This window comes from Caballeronia sp. INML3B, from assembly GCF_023631305.1.
Classification (GTDB): domain Bacteria; phylum Pseudomonadota; class Gammaproteobacteria; order Burkholderiales; family Burkholderiaceae; genus Caballeronia; species Caballeronia turbans.
The window spans coordinates 123,481-136,707 of sequence record NZ_JALQDI010000006.1; the positions used below are offsets into that span (position 1 = coordinate 123,481).

Here is a 13,227-nt window from a genome sequence, read left to right on the forward strand (position 1 = left end):
GACCTAACGCTTGAATGAGAGTATTCCTAATTACATAGGCCGATCGGCTAACGACTCCGACAAAAAGTCGATGAAAGTCCGTACCTTGGTCGTCATGTACTTTCGGCTCGTGTACACCGCATACACGGACGGCGCGAACGCCGTGTAGCTCGGCAGCACGCGCACGAGCGAGCCTGAGGCCAGCTCGGGTTCGACGATCCACGCCGGAAAATACGCGAGGCCGAGCCCCGCGCGCACGAGTTGCAGCGCCATCGACGTATCGTTGGTCTTGAGCACAGCTTGATTCTTCACGGTGAACACGCCGTCCGGTCCCGTCAGCGTCACGGTGTCGACGTTCGTGTACGTCGGCAACACGAAGCGATGACGCGCGACATCGTCCGGATGACGCAGCTTGCCGTGCTGTTCGAGATAGGCGCGCGAGCCGGCGAGCACGAAGGGCATCTTGCACAGCGGCCGCACGATCAGCGAAGGCGACGGCTCGGATGTCGCGCGGATCGCCATGTCATAGCCTTCCTCGACCAGATCGACGAAGCGGTTCTCCAGCCGCAGATCGACGAGCACGCCCGGATAGCGCGCCTGATACGCGACGAGCAGATCCGCGAACGTGCGATTGGCGAACCAGCCCGGTGCGGTGACCTTGAGCACGCCTTGCGGCTGCGCGGTCTGCACGCCGACTGCCGCCTGCGCGGCCTGCAGGATGTCGAGCGCCTCGCTGCACTGCTCGTAATACACGCTGCCGGCCTCTGTGAGGCTCAGATGGCGCGTCGTGCGGTTCAAGAGGCGCACGCCCAACTGACGTTCGAGATTGGCAACGTGCTTGCTCGTCATCGCGGTAGAGATGTCGAGCCGCTCGGCGGCTTTCACGAAACTTCCCGCCTCGACGACTTCACGGAACACGCGCAGGCTGGTCAGAGCGTCCATCGATCATTTCCTGTCCGGAAACAAAAAGCCAATGTTAACCGGATTTATCGACGGACGATGCCTGCCTAGACTGCAAGCATTGACCATCAGGAGTTTCGCGATGTCTACGACTCAAGTTCCCTCAGCCGTGTCCCGCGTACCTGCGCTAGCCGGCTAGGCTCACGCTCTGTTGCGCATCGTCGCGTCGTATGTGCTGCTCACGCATGCGAGCGCCAAGCTGTTTCATGTTCCGCACATCGCGATGTTCGATGGCTTGCCGCTCTTCTCGTTGCTCGGCGCGGCGCGCGCCATTGAACTGGTTGGCGGCGTGCTCGTGTTGATCGGCTGGTTCACGCGCGCGGCGGCGTTCGTGTTGTCCGGTGAACTCGCGTTCGCCTATTTCCTCGGACATGCGCCGAATGGACACTTCTTCCTGCCGCTGCTGAATCAGGGCGAGCCGGCCGTGCTGCTGTCGTTCATCTGCCTGTTCATTGCGGCGGCGGGGCCGGGCGCGTGGAGCATCGACAATCGGCGGTGAAGCTATTTCGGCCACTCGTCGAGCTCGTCGTTGAAGAGTGAAGCGACGATCCGGCGCAGCCACATCGTGCGCGCATCGTTATGAAACTTGCGATGCCAGTGCTGCTTCAGATCGAAGCGCGGCAGCGCGAGCGGCGGCTCGGCGAGCGTGATCGACGCATGCTCGGCCACATACGCGAAGCCGATCGCGTGCGGCACCGTCGCGATCAGATCGGTGCGCGACAGGATGAACGGCAGGCTCATGAAGTGCGGCGTCTCGAGCACCGCACGGCGCCGCACGCGCTCCTTGTCGAGAAAATTTTCCAGGATCTCCTGACTGCGGCCTTCGGCGCGCACGACCGCGTGGCCGCATTCCATGAAGCGCGCGAGCGTGAGCGGCTCGCTCGCGTACGGATGATCGCGTCGCATCAGACAGATGAAGCGATGCGAAAAAAGTCGCTGCTGAAAGAAGTTGTTGCCGCGCAGATCTGGGAAATAGCCGACCGCAAGATCGATATCGCCCGATTCGAGCCCGCGCTCGACATCCCCGTGCGATGCCGACACCGAGCGCAGATTCGCATTCGGCGCCTCCTTCGCGAACGCTTGCAGCAGCCGCGGCAGGAATACGATTTCGCCGACATCGGATAGCGCGATCGAGAAAGTCTCCGTGCTTGTCGACGCATCGAAGTGCTGCCGGTCGAGCAGGCCGCGTTCGATGCGCGCCAACGCCTCGCGCGCAGCGGGCACGAGCGCGATGGTGCGCGGCGTTGGTTCCATGCCGCGCGAGGTGCGTACGAAAAGCGGATCGTTGAAGTACTCGCGCAGGCGCGCGAGCGCCGTCGACACGCGCGGCTGGCTCACGCCGAGCCGTTCGGCCGCGCGGCTCACGTTGCGCGTTTCCTCGATGGCGACGAGGTAGGGAATCAGATTGAGATCGAGGTCGTTCATGGCGCGATGCTCCGCCAACGATGTTGGCGCGCGGCGATTCCCACGTCAACGCGCGCCATCAGCCGCGCCGCGCGACCATGTCCGACACGCGCTGAGCCGCTTCCTGCAACGGCTCCAGAAACGCTTTCACCATCTGTCTGGCGTTTTTGCGCTGGGCGTTTCCGCTGATGTTCAGCGCCGCGATCACGCGTCCCTGCCGGTCGCGGATCGGCGCGGACATCGAAATCAGCCCTTCCTCCAGTTCCTGATCGACGATCGCCCAGCCCTGGCGGCGCACGATGGCGATCGCTTCCTTGAGCGCGTTCTTGTCGACGACCGTGCGCGGCGTGCGCGCGACGAGCGGGCTCGAATCGAGCACTTCGTCGAGGCGCGCTTCGTCGAGCGCGGCGAGCAGCACGCGACCCATCGACGTGCAGAACGCGGGCAGGCGGCTGCCGATCGACAGATTCTGCGTAATGATCTTGTGCGTCGGCACGCGCAGGACATAGACGATTTCCGCGCCGTTCAGCACCGCGGCCGAGCAGCTTTCGTGAACCTGCTCGACGAGGTCTTCCATCACCGGCTCCGCGAGATTCCAGAAGGGCATCGAGGTCAGGTACGCGAACCCGAGGTCGAGAATCTTCGGCGTCAGTTGAAAGAGACGCCCGTCGGCTTCGACATAGCCGAGCGCCTGCAGCGTCAGAAGAATGCGGCGGGCGCCCGCGCGCGTGAGGCCCGTTGCCGCGGCGACATCGGTGAGCGTCTGGGCGGGGCGGTTCGCGTCGAACGAACGGATCACCGCGAGCCCGCGTGCGAAAGACTGAACGTATGCGTCGCCGGGTCGCGTCTGCGTGTCTCGCGGCTCGGCATCTGGATTGGGCGTGGCTGGATTCTTCATAAGGCTCGTCACGAAAGGGGCGAACGGTCTGCGGCTTCAGTGAAAACCCGCAGTTTGCGCATGCTTCGTTGACACGACAACGAACGCGGGACTACTATGCCGATGTTCGCTAAACGAATCCATGTTCGCATGACGAACATTCTGAAGCAAGTCTGATTACCAACTGGTAAACCCGAATTCGAGGCGCGATTTTCAAATCGGCGCCCGAGACAGGAGAAGGAACGGCACATGATCAACAAGATTTTCGATTCGCTCGCCTCGGCCGTGGCCGACGTCCACGACGGCGCGACCATCATGATCGGCGGTTTCGGTACGGCGGGCATGCCCTCCGAACTGATCGACGCGCTCATCGAGCAGGGCGCGCGCGAACTCACGATCGTCAACAACAACGCCGGCAACGGCGACACGGGCCTGGCTGCGTTGCTCAAGGCGAAGCGCGTGCGCAAGATCATCTGCTCGTTCCCGCGCCAGACGGATTCTTATGTATTCGACGCGCTGTACCGCGCGGGCGAAATCGAACTGGAACTCGTGCCGCAGGGCAATCTGGCCGAGCGCATCCGTGCGGCGGGCGCGGGCATCGGCGGCTTTTTCACGCCGACCGGCTACGGCACGAAGCTCGCGCAGGGCAAGGAAACGCGCGTGATCGACGGCAAGCACTATGTGCTCGAAGCGCCGCTGCATGCGGATTTCGCGCTCGTGAAGGCATTCAAGGGCGACCGCTGGGGCAATCTGGTCTATCGTAAAACTGCGCGCAACTTCGGCCCGATCATGGCGAGCGCCGCGAAAACGGCGATCGCGCAGGTCTCGAAGGTCGTGCCGCTCGGTGAGTTGGACCCCGAAAACATCGTGACGCCGGGCATCTTCGTGCAGCGCGTCGTGGAAGTGCCGCAAGCCGTGCATCAAGCCGAACTCGCTGCTTAAGGACGAAAAGCCATGAAGAAACTCACTCGTGACGAAATGGCCAGGCGCGTGGCCGCGGATATTCCCGAAGGCGCATACGTGAATCTGGGCATCGGCGTGCCGACGCTCGTCGCCAATCACCTCGCGGCGGATCGCGAAATCTTCCTGCACAGCGAAAACGGCCTGCTCGGCATGGGCCCGGCGCCCGCTGCCGGCTCCGAAGACGACGAACTCATCAACGCCGGCAAGCAACATGTGACGCTGCTGACGGGCGGCGCCTATTTTCATCACGCCGACTCGTTCGCGATGATGCGCGGCGGCCACCTCGACTTCTGCGTGCTCGGCGCATTCCAGGTGTCGGCGACGGGCGATCTCGCGAATTGGCACACCGGCGCGCCCGATGCGATTCCGGCCGTCGGCGGCGCGATGGACCTCGCGATCGGCGCAAAGCAGGTCTATGTGATGATGGAACTGCTGACGAAGCAGGGCGAAAGCAAGCTCGTCGCGCAATGTTCATATCCGGTGACGGGCGTCCAGTGCGTGGATCGCGTGTACACGGACCTCGCCGTGTTCGACGTGACGCCCGAAGGCTTCGTCGTGCGCGAGATCGTGGAAGGTCTGTCGTTCGACGAATTGCAGAAGCTGGCCAAGGTGCCGCTTCAATACGCGCCGCTGACCGAAGCCGTCTGACGCCTGAGAGACATAAAGGAACTGGAGCAACTGATGAAAGAAGCTTTCGTATGTGATGCCATCCGCACGCCGATCGGCCGTTACGGCGGTTCGCTGTCCTCCGTGCGCGCCGACGATCTGGGCGCCGTGCCGCTGCGTGCGCTCGTCGAGCGCAACAAGGAAGTGGACTGGGAAGCGGTGGACGAAGTGATCTACGGCTGCGCGAATCAGGCGGGCGAAGACAACCGCAACGTCGCGCGCATGTCGGCGCTTCTGGCCGGACTTCCGGTCGGCACGCCGGGCTCGACGGTGAACCGCCTGTGCGGCTCGGGCATGGACGCGATCGGTGTCGCGGCGCGGGCGATCAAGGCAGGCGAGACGAGCCTGATGATCGCGGGCGGCGTCGAGAGCATGAGCCGCGCGCCGTTCGTGATGGGCAAGGCGACGAGCGCGTTCTCGCGTTCGGCCGAAATTCACGACACGACCATCGGCTGGCGTTTCATCAATCCGCTGATGAAGAAGCAGTACGGCGTCGATTCGATGCCCGAGACCGCCGAAAACGTCGCGGACGACTACAAGATCAGCCGCGCCGATCAGGACGCGTTCGCACTGCGCTCGCAGCAGAAGGCGGCGCGCGCGCAGAAGGACGGGACGCTCGCACAGGAAATCGTCGCGGTGACGATTCCGCAGAAAAAGGGCGATGCGCTCGTCGTCGACCGCGATGAGCATCCGCGTGAAACGAGCCTCGAAGCGCTCGCCAAGCTCAAGGGCGTCGTGCGTCCGGACGGAAGCGTGACGGCCGGCAACGCGTCGGGCGTGAACGACGGCGCGGTCGCGATGCTGATCGCCGACGAGGAAAGTGCTAAGCGCCACGGTCTCACGCCGCGCGCGCGCATTCTCGGCCTCGCGACCGCGGGCGTGCCGCCGCGCGTGATGGGCATCGGCCCGGGTCCGGCGTCGCAGAAGCTGCTCGCGCGTCTTGGCATGACCATCGACCAGATGGATGTGATCGAGCTGAACGAAGCCTTCGCGTCGCAAGGACTGGCGACGCTGCGCATGCTCGGCGTCGCCGACGACGATCCCCGCGTCAACCCGAACGGCGGCGCGATCGCGCTGGGCCATCCGCTAGGAGCGTCGGGCGCGCGGCTCGTCACGACCGCGAGCTACCAGCTTCATCGCACCGGCGGCCGCTTTGCGCTGTGCACGATGTGCATCGGCGTGGGCCAGGGCATCGCGATGATCATCGAGCGCGTCTGACGCAATGTTCGCATCCACGGGACGTCTCACCGATCTCGTGTGCGGCAACGCCGCCGCGAACGAGATCTGGTCGCCGCGCGCGACCGTGCAGGCGATGCTCGACGTCGAAGCCGCGCTCGCGCGTGCGTCGGCGCTGCATCGCGTGATTCCGCCGGGCGCGGTCGAGGCGATCGTCGCCGCATGCAACGCGGACAACATCGACGCCGACGCACTGATGACCGGCGCGCAAGCAGGCGGCAACCTCGCGATTCCGCTCGTCAAGCAATTGACGGCCGTCGTGAAGGCGAGCGATGCCGAAGCCGCGAAGTATGTGCACTGGGGCGCGACGAGTCAGGACATCATCGATACGGGCGTCGTGCTGCAATTGCGCGCGGCGCTCGATCTCTTCGATGCCGACCTGCGTTCGTTGTCCGATGCGCTCGCGCAGCAGGCCGACCGGCATCGCGCAACGCCGATGATCGGCCGCACGTGGCTTCAGCAAGCGCTGCCGATCACGCTCGGCCTGAAGTTCGCGCAGTGGCTCGATGCGGTGACGCGTCATCGCCAGCGTCTTGCGGAGTTGAAAGCGCGCACGCTGGTGCTGCAATTCGGCGGCGCGGCGGGAACGCTCGCGAGTCTGCGTGACAAGGCGCTGCCGGTTGCGGCATCGCTCGCGCAAGATCTGAGACTGACGCTTCCCGCGCTGCCTTGGCATACGCAGCGCGACCGCATCGCGGAAGCGGCGTCCTTCTTCGGCATGTTGACGGGCACGCTGGGAAAGATCGCGCGCGACATTTCGCTCATGATGCAGACCGAAGTCGGCGAAGTCGCGGAACCCGCCGCGGCAGGCAAGGGCGGTTCGTCGACGATGCCGCACAAGCGCAATCCCGTCGGCTGCGCCGCGGTGCTCACCGCCGCGACACGCGCGCCGAACCTCGTCGCGACGATCTTCGCCGGCATGGTTCAGGAGCACGAGCGCGCATTGGGTGGCTGGCAGGCCGAGTGGGAGGCGCTGCCCGATCTCGCACGCCTGACGGCCGGGGCGCTTTCGAACATCGTAGGCATCGTTGCGGCGATGGAAGTCAACGTCGAACGTCTCGCGCACAACCTCGATGTGACGAACGGTCTCGTGCTCGGCGAAGCGGTGATGCTCGCGCTCGGCGACGCCATCGGCAGGCTCGATGCGCACAAGCTCGTCGAAGGCGCATCGAAGGCGTCGGTCGCGAAGGGCACGTCGCTCTTCGACGAACTCGCCGCGAACGAAACCGTCACGCGCCATCTCTCGCAAGATCAATTGAAGCAATTGCTCGATCCGGTGAACTACGTCGGTGAGGCGCAGGCGTTCGTCGCTGCCGCCATCGCGAGCGCTAACTCGAAACAACAGGAGCGGTAAAAACATGCCTCTTGCCGAAGTGAACGGAACGCGGATTCACTATCGCATCGATGCCACGGCGGGCGACAGCGCGCCGTGGCTCGTGCTGTCGAATTCGCTAGGCGCCGATGTCTCGATGTGGACGCCGAACATCGAGGCCTTCGCGAAGCACTACCGCGTGGTGCGGTACGACACGCGCGGCCACGGCCATTCCGATGTGCCGCCGGGACCGTACACGATCGATCAGTTGATCGGCGACGTGATCGGCCTCATGGATCATCTGAAAATCGAGCGCGCGAACTACTGCGGCCTGTCGATGGGCGGGCTGACCGGCATCGGTTTGGCCGCGCGTCATCCGGAACGTTTCTCGCGCGTCGTGCTGTCGAATACCGCCGCGCTGATCGGCTCCGACGCCGTATGGACGCCGCGCGCCGCGAAGGCGCGCGAGCCGGGCGGCATGCCCGCGCTCACCGACGCCGTGATCGCGCGCTGGTTCACCGCGCCGTTCATCGAGCGTGAGCAACTCGAGCTCGCAAATATCCGCGACGTGTTTCGCCACACCTCGGGCGATGGCTACGCGTCGAACTGCGAGGCGATCCGCGACGCCGATCTGCGCGACGAAGCCAAAACGATCAGGCTGCCGGTGCTCGTGATCGCAGGCACGCACGATCTGTCGACGACGGCCGAGCAGGGCCGCGAGCTCGCGGGTTACATCGACGGATCGCGCTACCTCGAACTGGACGCGGCGCATCTGTCGAACATCGAAAAGCGCGACGACTACACGCGCGCCGTCCTCGACTTCCTCGGAGAAAAGAAATGACCGACGACGAACGTTACGAAGCGGGGATGAAGGTGCGTCGCGCGGTGCTGTCCGATGCGCACGTGGACCGCTCGCTTGCGAATCGCACGGAGTTGACGACGGAGTTCCAGAACTTCATCACGCGCTATGCGTGGGGCGAGATCTGGACGCGCGATGGCCTGCCGCGCCACACGCGCAGCCTCATCACGATCGCGATGATGGTTGCGCTCAACCGCAGCGAGGAACTCGCGCTGCACTTGCGCGCCGCGAAGAACAATGGCGTGACGCAGGACGAAATCAAGGAAGTGCTGCTACAGACGGCGGTCTACTGCGGCGTGCCGGCGGCGAATTCGGCATTCCACCTTGCGCAGAAGATCTTCGACGAGGAAAGCAAGGCGTAATCGCGTAATACGGCTTCGAGAGGAACCGTCTCCGGGAAACCGGAGACGGTTTTTTTGTTTCTGGACTCAGAACGCGTAGTACGGTCCCGGTCCGGCGGGCGTCGCGCGTCCGGCGAGCGCCGTGAACACGCGGCGCCCGTAGAAGAACGGCAAGCCCCAGTCGAAGTAGCCGCTCGCCGCGCCGGCGAGGTTGTCGAAGGCGAAGTTGCCTGTGCCGAACAATGCCGTCGATTGCGCGACGGTAAAGCTCACCGCGCTTTGTGCGCCGCTCGACGAGCGAATGGTCGCCGCGATCGTCTGCGGTGTGGACGGGCAATACCACACGCCGCATTTCGCAAGCGTCGTCGAAGGGAAGAAGACGCCGTTCGATCCGCTGTCGATGAAACTCGACCCATACTGGCTGCCGCCGAAATCCGTCGTGACGTTGAGCACGGTCGCCGAGCCGAGCAGATTGTTCGACTGCGAGCCGATGCCGAAAGTCATCGTGCCGGTCACGGTCATCGCGCCGTTGTCCGGCACGTCGGGAAGCTCGATCAGCACGCCATTGTTGTCGGTGGCGAAGTTCGCGACCGGATTCGTCACCTGCTGGGCGACCGCCAGCGTGCTCGAGACGCAGTTGCCCGCGATGCAGCTGTAGTACCAGCGCGGCATCGCGGTGACCGCACATCCCGCGCCGCAATCGGCGCTGAAGGGCCCGACGCCGAGAATGCCGTTCGCGCGCAAGGACGACGCGGAGAGCATCGGCAGACCGGACTGGGTGCAGTCCTGCGCGGTCGTGGGCGCGGCGCTGTCGGCGATCACCTGGACGGAGGTCGAGCGCGCGACCTGGCCGGCGAGCCGCACGTCGGCCGTGCGCACCGCGCCCCACGTGTAACCCGAACCGAACACCGCGCATTCCGCAACGATCGCGCTTTGATTGCTGCCCGCGATCAGCGGCAAGGCAATCGACGGGCTGAGCGCGGATGCAAGCACGCGCAGGCCATGCGAGCCGGTATCGACCTGAATGTTGTCGATGGTCTGACAGGTGTTCGTGCCGGGCACGCAGATCGTGACGCTCGTTTGCAGCATGTTGCGCGTGTTGGTGGGCGTGCTGGTGACGCGGATCGTCTGGACGTTGGGTGTCGTCGATTGCGGCAGGTTCGTGTCCGTGGACGCAGGCGATGGGGCGCTCGCGGGCGTGGCGGCGCTTGCCGCGGCCGCCGCGCTCGCGGTTGCGGTCGCGGGCGCGCTCGCTTGCGGGGGCGGCGCGGCGGAACTGTCGTTCGAGCCTCCGCCTCCGCCGCACGCGTTAAGCAGGGCGCAGAGCGCGAAGAGGGGCATCGAGTGGAGGGCGCGTGTGTTCATCGTCGGCCTCTCACTGGATGTCGCTCGATGTCACGCCCGCCGGCAGGCCGCTCGCGAGCCATGCGCGTCCGCTGAATTCGCGAAGCCGCACGCGATTTTCGACGACGAGATCGCCCTGCGCGACGCGCGTCGCATGCAGACCGGCGTCGCCGATCACCGCATTCGCGCCTTGCCTGAAGGTCTCGAAGTACGCGCCAAGCAGCGCGCCGATGTCCGGCATCGCCGGGCCGTGCCAGGAGACGCCGTACACCGCACCGCTCGTATCGACATATTCACGCACGACGATGCCTTGCTGGTCGGTCGTTTCGCGATATTGCACGAGTCCGCCCTGTGCCTGATGCACGACATCGCCTTGCGAGGCACCGGCGGCGCGCCCGGTCGCGCCGAGTTCCGCGTGAGCGGGCGCCGTCGCGCCGATCGTGAGAATCGCCAGGCCAGCGATCGCGTAGTGAGGAATTCTGATCTCTCTCATGTACTTTCTCCGTTATTTAGGACTCTTCTTGTTTTTGAGATGGGATTTTAGATGTAGAGCCCGGCAAAACGATACGGAGGAAGGCACGTGGCAGAGCGATCGATTCCCGTCGTACTAGCGATAAATTCGCCTATAAATCAGCAGGTTGCACACAGCGAAAGACCGAATTCCTGATTTTCGTGATTGTCATAAATTGTCAATGCGATGCCGGAGCGTCTTAAATACAAAATGCGCACGCGCTATTTGGCTGCTTTCAATCCGCATTCTGCGACACCGAGCAATAGGCAAGATGCGCGCGCTGCACGCGCTCGCCGGAGGCCGACCGGACCTCTTTTTTTCACGGCACACCGTCGGACCGGTAAAATGCTGGGTTGATCCACGGAAGAACGCCCGTGGCGTAGCGGAAGGATTTCTCCAAATGACAGATTTTCGTGTGACCAAGCGCATGGCTGCGCTTTTCGCGGTGGCCGGAATCGTGGCGGGATGCGGCAGCACCAATCCCAACGCATTCAACTACAAGAGCGATCAGCGTTCCAAACAGGTGTCTCTCGCCGTTCCGCCGAATCTGCTCGACGAAGCGGTCGACCAGCGCTCGCTGCCGCCGCAGGGCGGGCAGGCATCGCTCTCCGAGCTTCAACAAGTCCAGAAAGTCGCACCGAACGCGCCCACGGTGGTCCCGCCGGTCTCCGGCATGCACATTCAACGCGACGGCACCGAGCGCTGGCTCGTCGTCGATGGCAAGACGCCCGATCAGGTATGGCCGCAAATCCGCCGTTTCTGGCAGGAGCAGGGCTTCCTGCTCGTCGTCGATCAGCGCGACAAGGGTGTGATGGAAACGGACTGGAACGAAACCCATCCGCAGATTTCGGACGGCCTGATCCGTGACACGCTCGCCAAGGCAACCGGCAATTCGTATGTGACCGCTGAGCGCAACAAGTACCGCACGCGCCTCGAAACGGCACCGAGCGGCGGCACTTATGTGTTCATCAGCCAGAAGGGCATGCGCGAGGCGCTGACGGGCGTGAACAACGATTCCAGCCAGTGGCAGGCGCGTCCGAACGATCCGGCGCTGGAAAACGAATATCTCAAGCGTCTGATGTCCTCGCTCGCGATGGCGGATCAACGGACCGCTTCGGGCGGCGCGACGCCGCTCGACACGCCGGTTGCGGCAGGCGCAGCAGGCGCCGCAGGCGCGCAAGCCGCGAAGGGCGGTGATTCGAAGGCCGCGTCGGTTGCGGCACAGAATGTCGCGAACACGGGCAACTCGCCGATTCGCAACGAAGTCGTGCCCGAGGCCACGACCTCGCAACTGACGTTGCCGGAAGCGTATGACCGCGCGTGGCTGCGCGTGGGCATCGCGCTCGATCGCGCGAACTTCACGGTGGACGACCGCGACCGCAGCAAGGGCGTCTACTACGTGCGTTATGTCGATCCCACGGACAAGTCATCCGCGGAGCAGGGCTTCTGGAGTCAGGTGTTCCACGGCCGCAAGGAAATGAAGGCCAAGCAATATCAGGTCAACGTGCGCGCAGTCACGGAGCAGCAGACGCGCGTGGCGATCGTCGACGACAAGGGGAATGTCGATTCGTCCCCGCAGGCGCGCCAGATCATGGCGTTGCTCGCCGACCAGATCAGCTGAACGTACCGTCAGCCTGATCGCAGGGAAACCGCCTCGTCCGCGAGGCGGTTTTTTTATGCCCGCCGCACGCGCAAACGATTTTTTCAGCATGCACAGAAATGCGAGCGTCGCCCGAGAATTGCGCAGACAATTCTTTCTATCGGGAAATGTGCGCAAAAGCTTATAGAAATGAACGGGCGGACAGTACATTGCATCAATAGCGTCATTCACCCGCCCGAAGCGCTTCGAAAGCGCGTCATCAGGGCGTCGCACTGGACAAACAGACGATTGGTTCGCTACGCGCGAACCCCGATGGCCCCGTCGCCTATCCTCGTAGGGCGACGGTTTTTGCCCGCGTTTCGCTTGGAACGCGGGCTTTTTCTTTGCGTGCGCTCATCGGATGTTTTCAGCGATCTCGGCGGAGCGCGGTTATGCTCGTGCTTTCATCGCTTCATTGAATAAGGAGAACATTCATGTCGGAAGTTGCCGTCGTTGCTATTTTCGTCGCCAAGCCGGGCAAGGAAGAGGAACTGAGGCAGGTGCTCGAAGCCAACGTCGAGCCGACGCGGAAAGAACCGGGTGCGCTGCAATACGACTTGCACCGCGACATCAAGGAGCCGCGGCGCTTTATCTTCGTCGAGCGCTGGGAGAGCGAAGCCGCGCTCCAAAAGCACGGCGAATCGGCGCATATTCAGGCGTTTCGCGCCAAAGCGCCGGATCTGTACGAGCACGGCGAGGTCCGCGTCGCGAGCAAGATCCTCTGACGGTCGAGACCGTCTTCAGTGCGTTTCGTGCGGAACGTCGAGGATCAGGATGATGGTCCAGTCGGCGTCGCCGTCGTGGTGATACTGGCGCTCCGCGACGATGAACGGTTGTTGCTTGCCGCTCGGCCCGAGGAAGAGCACGTCACCTTCCATCGGCAGACATTCGACCGGCGGCAGCGCCAGATACGAGTCCTTGTTCACGTTGCGCGGCATCAGTTTTTCGATCTTGCGCGATGCCGCTTCGGTCCATTCGATATCGAGCTGGATATTGCTCATGCTGTCGTTCGCACGGTGAGTGCGCTCCACGGTTGAATCATTGAAAAGACGATGCGCAATGTAGCACACGCCATGCTCGATCCATGAGGCGCGCCAAACGAAAAAACGGCCCTGAGGCCGTTTTTTCGCCATGTG

The 13,227-nt window shown here is 63.7% G+C and carries 15 protein-coding genes; 9 read left to right on the top strand and 6 right to left on the bottom strand.

Annotation, left to right across the window (positions count from 1 at the left end; translation table 11 throughout):
- Positions 1–30: 30 nt before the first annotated feature.
- Entirely contained in the window at positions 31–921 is an 891-nt protein-coding gene (locus NCS58_RS06195; RefSeq protein WP_061120069.1) for a LysR family transcriptional regulator, read from the bottom strand.
- Between the two features lie 169 nt (positions 922–1,090).
- On the opposite strand from NCS58_RS06195, the gene NCS58_RS06200 reads away from it, so the two are divergent.
- A complete protein-coding gene (locus tag NCS58_RS06200) occupies positions 1,091–1,438 on the top strand; it encodes a DoxX family protein (protein WP_409219259.1) in 348 nt (115 codons plus the stop codon).
- Positions 1,439–1,440: 2 nt separating this feature from the next.
- Here the strand turns inward: NCS58_RS06200 and NCS58_RS06205 are convergent, their stop codons facing one another.
- Together NCS58_RS06205 and NCS58_RS06210 are read right to left on the bottom strand one after the other, a co-directional pair.
- Positions 1,441–2,364 carry a LysR family transcriptional regulator gene (locus tag NCS58_RS06205; RefSeq protein ID WP_061120067.1) on the bottom strand — a complete coding sequence of 308 codons (924 nt, stop codon included), beginning with the start codon at positions 2,362–2,364 and terminating at the stop codon, positions 1,441–1,443.
- Between the two features lie 58 nt (positions 2,365–2,422).
- Positions 2,423–3,241 (bottom strand): IclR family transcriptional regulator, encoded by an 819-nt coding sequence (locus NCS58_RS06210; protein WP_250538129.1) that lies wholly within the window; start codon positions 3,239–3,241, stop codon positions 2,423–2,425.
- A 228-nt stretch (positions 3,242–3,469) separates the two neighbouring features.
- On the opposite strand from NCS58_RS06210, the gene NCS58_RS06215 reads away from it, so the two are divergent.
- Genes NCS58_RS06215 through pcaC form a run of 6 tightly spaced genes read left to right on the top strand, consistent with a single transcriptional unit; the run spans position 3,470 to position 8,618 of the window.
- Complete coding sequence (locus tag NCS58_RS06215; RefSeq protein ID WP_061120065.1) at positions 3,470–4,162, top strand: 3-oxoacid CoA-transferase subunit A; 693 nt, start codon at positions 3,470–3,472, stop codon at positions 4,160–4,162.
- 12 nt (positions 4,163–4,174) lie between these two features.
- Complete coding sequence (locus NCS58_RS06220; protein ID WP_061120064.1) at positions 4,175–4,831, top strand: 3-oxoacid CoA-transferase subunit B; 657 nt, start codon at positions 4,175–4,177, stop codon at positions 4,829–4,831.
- Positions 4,832–4,864: 33 nt separating this feature from the next.
- Positions 4,865–6,067: a 3-oxoadipyl-CoA thiolase gene (pcaF, locus tag NCS58_RS06225; RefSeq protein ID WP_250538130.1), complete on the top strand. Its 1,203-nt coding sequence runs from the start codon at positions 4,865–4,867 to the stop codon at positions 6,065–6,067.
- 4 nt (positions 6,068–6,071) lie between these two features.
- The gene (locus tag NCS58_RS06230; RefSeq protein WP_250538131.1) at positions 6,072–7,439 is read left to right on the top strand and encodes a 3-carboxy-cis,cis-muconate cycloisomerase; all 1,368 of its coding nucleotides are present in this window, start codon (positions 6,072–6,074) and stop codon (positions 7,437–7,439) included.
- A gap of 4 nt (positions 7,440–7,443) precedes the next feature.
- A complete protein-coding gene (gene pcaD, locus NCS58_RS06235; RefSeq protein WP_061120061.1) occupies positions 7,444–8,238 on the top strand; it encodes a 3-oxoadipate enol-lactonase in 795 nt (264 codons plus the stop codon).
- Complete coding sequence (gene pcaC / locus NCS58_RS06240; RefSeq protein ID WP_008350165.1) at positions 8,235–8,618, top strand: 4-carboxymuconolactone decarboxylase; 384 nt, start codon at positions 8,235–8,237, stop codon at positions 8,616–8,618. The genes pcaD and pcaC overlap by 4 nt, the downstream gene beginning before the upstream one ends.
- Before the next feature lie 66 nt (positions 8,619–8,684).
- Here pcaC and NCS58_RS06245 read toward each other — a convergent pair whose 3' ends face one another.
- Together NCS58_RS06245 and NCS58_RS06250 are read right to left on the bottom strand one after the other, a co-directional pair.
- On the bottom strand, positions 8,685–9,962 hold the full coding sequence (locus tag NCS58_RS06245; protein WP_250538132.1) for a DUF3443 domain-containing protein: 1,278 nt from the start codon (positions 9,960–9,962) through the stop codon (positions 8,685–8,687).
- A gap of 10 nt (positions 9,963–9,972) precedes the next feature.
- Positions 9,973–10,434, bottom strand: a complete 462-nt coding sequence (locus NCS58_RS06250; protein WP_250538133.1) for a DUF2844 domain-containing protein — start codon at positions 10,432–10,434, stop codon at positions 9,973–9,975.
- 418 nt (positions 10,435–10,852) lie between these two features.
- On the opposite strand from NCS58_RS06250, the gene bamC reads away from it, so the two are divergent.
- Together bamC and NCS58_RS06260 are read left to right on the top strand one after the other, a co-directional pair.
- Positions 10,853–12,073: an outer membrane protein assembly factor BamC gene (bamC, locus tag NCS58_RS06255; protein WP_061120058.1), complete on the top strand. Its 1,221-nt coding sequence runs from the start codon at positions 10,853–10,855 to the stop codon at positions 12,071–12,073.
- Positions 12,074–12,525: 452 nt separating this feature from the next.
- Positions 12,526–12,816, top strand: coding sequence for a putative quinol monooxygenase (locus tag NCS58_RS06260; RefSeq protein WP_061120057.1), 291 nt, complete (start codon positions 12,526–12,528; stop codon positions 12,814–12,816).
- 15 nt (positions 12,817–12,831) lie between these two features.
- On the opposite strand, the gene NCS58_RS06265 is transcribed toward NCS58_RS06260, so the two are convergent.
- On the bottom strand, positions 12,832–13,092 hold the full coding sequence (locus tag NCS58_RS06265; protein WP_035503563.1) for a hypothetical protein: 261 nt from the start codon (positions 13,090–13,092) through the stop codon (positions 12,832–12,834).
- Between the last annotated feature and the right edge of the window lie 135 nt (positions 13,093–13,227).

Excerpts from the sequence above, each read along its gene's own strand:
- NCS58_RS06205 (WP_061120067.1), bottom strand. The coding sequence starts at position 2,364 with ATGAACGACCTCGATCTCAATCTGATTCCCTACCTCGTCGCCATCGAG.
- NCS58_RS06215 (WP_061120065.1), top strand. The coding sequence starts at position 3,470 with ATGATCAACAAGATTTTCGATTCGCTCGCCTCGGCCGTGGCCGACGTC.
- NCS58_RS06220 (WP_061120064.1), top strand. The coding sequence starts at position 4,175 with ATGAAGAAACTCACTCGTGACGAAATGGCCAGGCGCGTGGCCGCGGAT.
- NCS58_RS06250 (WP_250538133.1), bottom strand. The coding sequence starts at position 10,434 with ATGAGAGAGATCAGAATTCCTCACTACGCGATCGCTGGCCTGGCGATT.
- NCS58_RS06245 (WP_250538132.1), bottom strand. The coding sequence starts at position 9,962 with ATGAACACACGCGCCCTCCACTCGATGCCCCTCTTCGCGCTCTGCGCC.
- NCS58_RS06260 (WP_061120057.1), top strand. The coding sequence starts at position 12,526 with ATGTCGGAAGTTGCCGTCGTTGCTATTTTCGTCGCCAAGCCGGGCAAG.
- NCS58_RS06195 (WP_061120069.1), bottom strand. The coding sequence starts at position 921 with ATGGACGCTCTGACCAGCCTGCGCGTGTTCCGTGAAGTCGTCGAGGCG.
- NCS58_RS06210 (WP_250538129.1), bottom strand. The coding sequence starts at position 3,241 with ATGAAGAATCCAGCCACGCCCAATCCAGATGCCGAGCCGCGAGACACG.
- pcaD (WP_061120061.1), top strand. The coding sequence starts at position 7,444 with ATGCCTCTTGCCGAAGTGAACGGAACGCGGATTCACTATCGCATCGAT.
- pcaC (WP_008350165.1), top strand. The coding sequence starts at position 8,235 with ATGACCGACGACGAACGTTACGAAGCGGGGATGAAGGTGCGTCGCGCG.
- NCS58_RS06230 (WP_250538131.1), top strand. The coding sequence starts at position 6,072 with ATGTTCGCATCCACGGGACGTCTCACCGATCTCGTGTGCGGCAACGCC.
- pcaF (WP_250538130.1), top strand. The coding sequence starts at position 4,865 with ATGAAAGAAGCTTTCGTATGTGATGCCATCCGCACGCCGATCGGCCGT.
- NCS58_RS06265 (WP_035503563.1), bottom strand. The coding sequence starts at position 13,092 with ATGAGCAATATCCAGCTCGATATCGAATGGACCGAAGCGGCATCGCGC.
- bamC (WP_061120058.1), top strand. The coding sequence starts at position 10,853 with ATGACAGATTTTCGTGTGACCAAGCGCATGGCTGCGCTTTTCGCGGTG.